This window comes from Bradyrhizobium sp. TM233 (genome assembly GCF_036247965.1).
Classification (GTDB): Bacteria; Pseudomonadota; Alphaproteobacteria; order Rhizobiales; family Xanthobacteraceae; genus Bradyrhizobium; species Bradyrhizobium ottawaense.
This window is the reverse complement of sequence record NZ_BTIG01000094.1, coordinates 1-3,580: the sequence shown is the minus strand read 5'-3', so window position 1 is coordinate 3,580 and position 3,580 is coordinate 1. Positions and strand designations below refer to the sequence as shown.

General features: G+C 65.4%; 2 protein-coding genes and 2 pseudogenes. All 4 read right to left on the bottom strand.

Translation table 11 applies throughout. The features are described 5' to 3' along the window. A pseudogene (locus AABA86_RS33730) lies at positions 1-238 on the bottom strand (branched-chain amino acid ABC transporter permease); the annotation flags it as partial. Further along, entirely contained in the window at positions 235-1,035 is an 801-nt protein-coding gene (locus tag AABA86_RS33725) for a branched-chain amino acid ABC transporter permease (protein WP_338309812.1), read from the bottom strand. The gene AABA86_RS33725 and the pseudogene AABA86_RS33730, both read right to left, overlap by 4 nt. 11 nt (positions 1,036-1,046) lie before the next feature. After that, positions 1,047-2,223, bottom strand: a pseudogene (locus AABA86_RS33720) (ABC transporter substrate-binding protein). A gap of 23 nt (positions 2,224-2,246) precedes the next feature. Next, the coding region (locus tag AABA86_RS33715) for a xanthine dehydrogenase family protein molybdopterin-binding subunit (protein ID WP_338309811.1) at positions 2,247-3,580 on the bottom strand (1,334 nt) is incomplete at its 5' end.

The following is a 3,580-nucleotide window of genomic DNA, read 5'->3' as shown; positions in this document are numbered from 1 at the left end:
CCGCGCCGAAGAACGCGGCCTGACCGAACGACAACAGCCCGGTGTAGCCGAACAGCAGATTATAGCCCATCACCACGACGCCGTAGATCAGGACGTTGACGGCCAGCGCCTTGGACGGCAGCAGCCAGGGCAATATCGCCAGCACGGCGATGGAGAGCAGCACGCGGTGGTCGAGAAGCCGGCCGAGCCCGCTCGGCGCAGGCTTGGCGAGCGCCTCGCCGCTCGAAGGGTGCGTCACGCCGTCCTCCCTCTCACGCCGAACAGGCCTTGCGGACGGATCAGCAGCACCACCGCCATCAGCGCGAACATGACGATGGTCGCCATTTCAGGCGCGAACAGCGCCACCAGGCTGATGGAAATGCCGACCATGAGGCCGGCCACGACCGCGCCCACGATCGAGCCGAGACCGCCGATCACGGTCACGACAAACGCTTCGGCCAGAACCAGCGAGCCCATCTCCGGATTAACGCTGCGCATGGGACCCGCGAGTACGCCGCCGAGCGCGGCAAGTCCGACGCCGAGACCGAAGATCGCGAGCCAGACCCGGCCGATGTCGACGCCGAGCACCTGCATGATGGTGGGATCGCGCGCACCCGCGCGCACGATCAGACCGACACGGGTCTTCTCCAGCGTCAGCCAGAGCGCCAGCAGCACCACCGCCACCAGCACGATGACGAACAGGCGGTAGCGCGGGAAGAAGCCGATGCCGAGATCGAGCACGCCGATCAGCTGCGGCGGGGTCGGAAACGGAATGCCGTCGCTGCCGAACACGATGCGCACGCCCTCGACCAGGACATAGCTGAGGCCGAAGGTGAGCAGCAGCGGATCGTCGATCGAGCGTCCGTAGAGCCTGCGGATCAGGACGAATTCGATCAGCATGCCGAAGGCGCCGATCAGGATGGGCNNCGCGCCATGGGCGAAATTGACCACCCCGAGCATGCCGAACACGATCGTCAGTCCAAGCGCAGTGATCACCAGGACCGCCCCAAGGGCGATCCCGGAGAGAAGCTGCATGATGATCAGCGACAGGTCCATCGTCACAAATCTTAGGTCGCGTGGCCGAGCTCGCTGCAGCTGCGCAGCATGTCGTCGGAGCCGATGTCGTTGGCGAGGATGGCGAACAGATCGTTGTCGCCCGCCATGGCGGACTTCTTCTTGGACTCCAGCACCAGCACCGACTGCACCGACTGGTGGTCGCATTTGCGGTAGTGCTGCGGCCCCTTGGTCAGATCATATTGCAGCTTCTCCAGCGCATCGACCACCTTGTCGGTGTCGGTGCCGCCCGCGGTCTGCATCGCGGCCAGCAAGGATCCGACGCCGGAATAGCCATAGGCGCCGTAATCGGTCGGGATCGCGCCGCCATTGGCAGCCTTGAACGCCGTGTTGAAGGCAGCTGCCGACTTGCTCTGTGCCTCCAGGCCCCAATAGTAGTTGGCGCCGCCGACCACGCCCTCGAACACGTCGGGGCCGACCGCGAGCCGCTGGTTGTGCAGGATGACGGGGACCACGATCTTCATCTGCTGCTTGACGCCGAAATCCACGGCTTGCTTGATCGCATTGGCCTGGTCGCGGCCGAAATTGGAGATGCAGAGCACGTCGGGCCGCATCGACATCAGGCGCGGCATGAAGGTGGAATAGTCGGCCGCACCGAACGGATGCAGGATCTCGCCGACATTGTCCGCACCGATCGCGGCCTGCGCGCGCTTGAAGCCGCGCAGCATCTCGTGGCCGTAGGCATAGTCGGCAGCGAGATGGGCGACCTTCANNGCCCTTCTTCAGCGTCTGCCGCGCCACGGCGGCTGTCGTCATGTGCGGGTTCAGCGCTTCGTGGAAGGTGTATTTGCTGAAATCCTTGGCTTCGTTGATGGTGTCCGACTGGCTGATCGAGACGTAGATCACGCCGCGGGCGCGGGTAACCTCGTTGACCGCGAGCTGCACGGCGCTGGAGAGCGCGCCGACCACGGCATGAACCTTGTCCTTCTCGATCAGCTCGAGCNNGATGCCGCCCTTGTCGTTGACGAGCTTCACCGCGAGCTCGGCGCATTTGACCTGATCGCGCGCTTCGGCGGCGAACGGGCCGGTCAGCGGTGTCGGAAAGCCGATGCGGATCGTCTCGTCGGCCGCGCGGCCGATCCGGGGCATGGCAAGCAGCGCCGCCCCGGCCGAAAGGCCGGCGAGCGCGGTGCGGCGGGATATTTTCGACGTCGAAACGGACTTGGGCATGATTTCCTCCAACTGTCTTTTTTCTAGAAACGCTTCAGGGCTTTCAGGACTTTGGTCGGCGTGATCGGGATCGAACTGATCGTCGCATCAAAGGGCGAGAGCGCGTCGTTCACCGCATTGAGCACGCAAGCCGAGGCCGCCGCCGTGCCGGCCTCGCCGACGCCCTTGGCGCCGAGCACGGTGTCGGCGGTCGGCGTCTCGACATGGCCGATGACGATGTCGGGCATCTCCATCGGCATCGGAACGAGGTAATCGGCGAGCGAGCCGTTCATCAGCTGGCCGGTGTCGCTGTAGCGGCATTCCTCGAACAGCGCCGCGCCCAGCCCCTGCACGATGCCGCCGCGGAGCTGCTCGTCGACCAGCATCGGATTGATGACGCGGCCGCAATCCTCGACGATAAAGTGCTTCAGGAGCTTGATGAAACCGGTCTCGACATCGACCTCCAGCGAGCAGCCCTGGATGCCATTGGTGAAGGCAAAGGGATAGCCCTGCGGCGCGAAATGATGGCTCACCGTGAGCTGCGCCTGCGTGCCCGGCGGCAGCGTGTCGGAGCGGAAATAGGCAATGCGTGCGATCTCGGAGATCGGCATCCGTTGGTTCCGCGTGCCTGCGTCGACGATTTCGCCATCGACGATGTCGAGCGCCGACGGTTGCTCCTGGAGGATCAGCGCGGCGATCTCCAGGATGTTGCGCTTGAGCGCGCGCGTCGCCTGCAGCGCGGTCTCGCCGCCGATGCCGGCGCCACGGCAGGCCCAGGTCGCCCCGCCATGCGGCGTCACCTCGGTATCCCCGGTGATGACCTTGACGTGCTCCTGGGCAAGGCCGAGCTGGTCGGCCACGATCTGGCTGATGATCGCCTCGGTGCCCTGCCCCTGCTCGGTCACGGAGATCAGGCAGCGGACCTCGCCCGACGGCGTCAGGCTGAGAATGGCGCCGTCCTGCGAGGAGATGCGCGCGCCGCCAACGCCATAGAACGCCGGGCTGGGGTTCGTGATCTCGACGAAGGCGGCGATGCCGATGCCGCGATAGACGCCGCGCTTGCGCAAGACCGCCTGCTCGGCCCGCAGCGCGTCATAGTCCATCATCTCGTGCAGGCGCTTCAGGCAGGCCTGATGCGACAGCGCCTCGAAACGGTAGCCGGTCGGCGAGGTCTGCGGATAGGCATTATCGGGGATGACGTTCTGCGCACGGATGGCGAAGGGATCGAGGCCGATCTTGCTTGCGGCCATATCGACCAGCCGCTCCGTGACGGCGCAGGCGATGGGATGGCCGACGGCGCGGTACTGACTGGTCTGCACCTTGTTCTGGAAGATCACCTCCAGCGTGGCGCGGTAATTCTTGAAGCGATAGGGCGCGC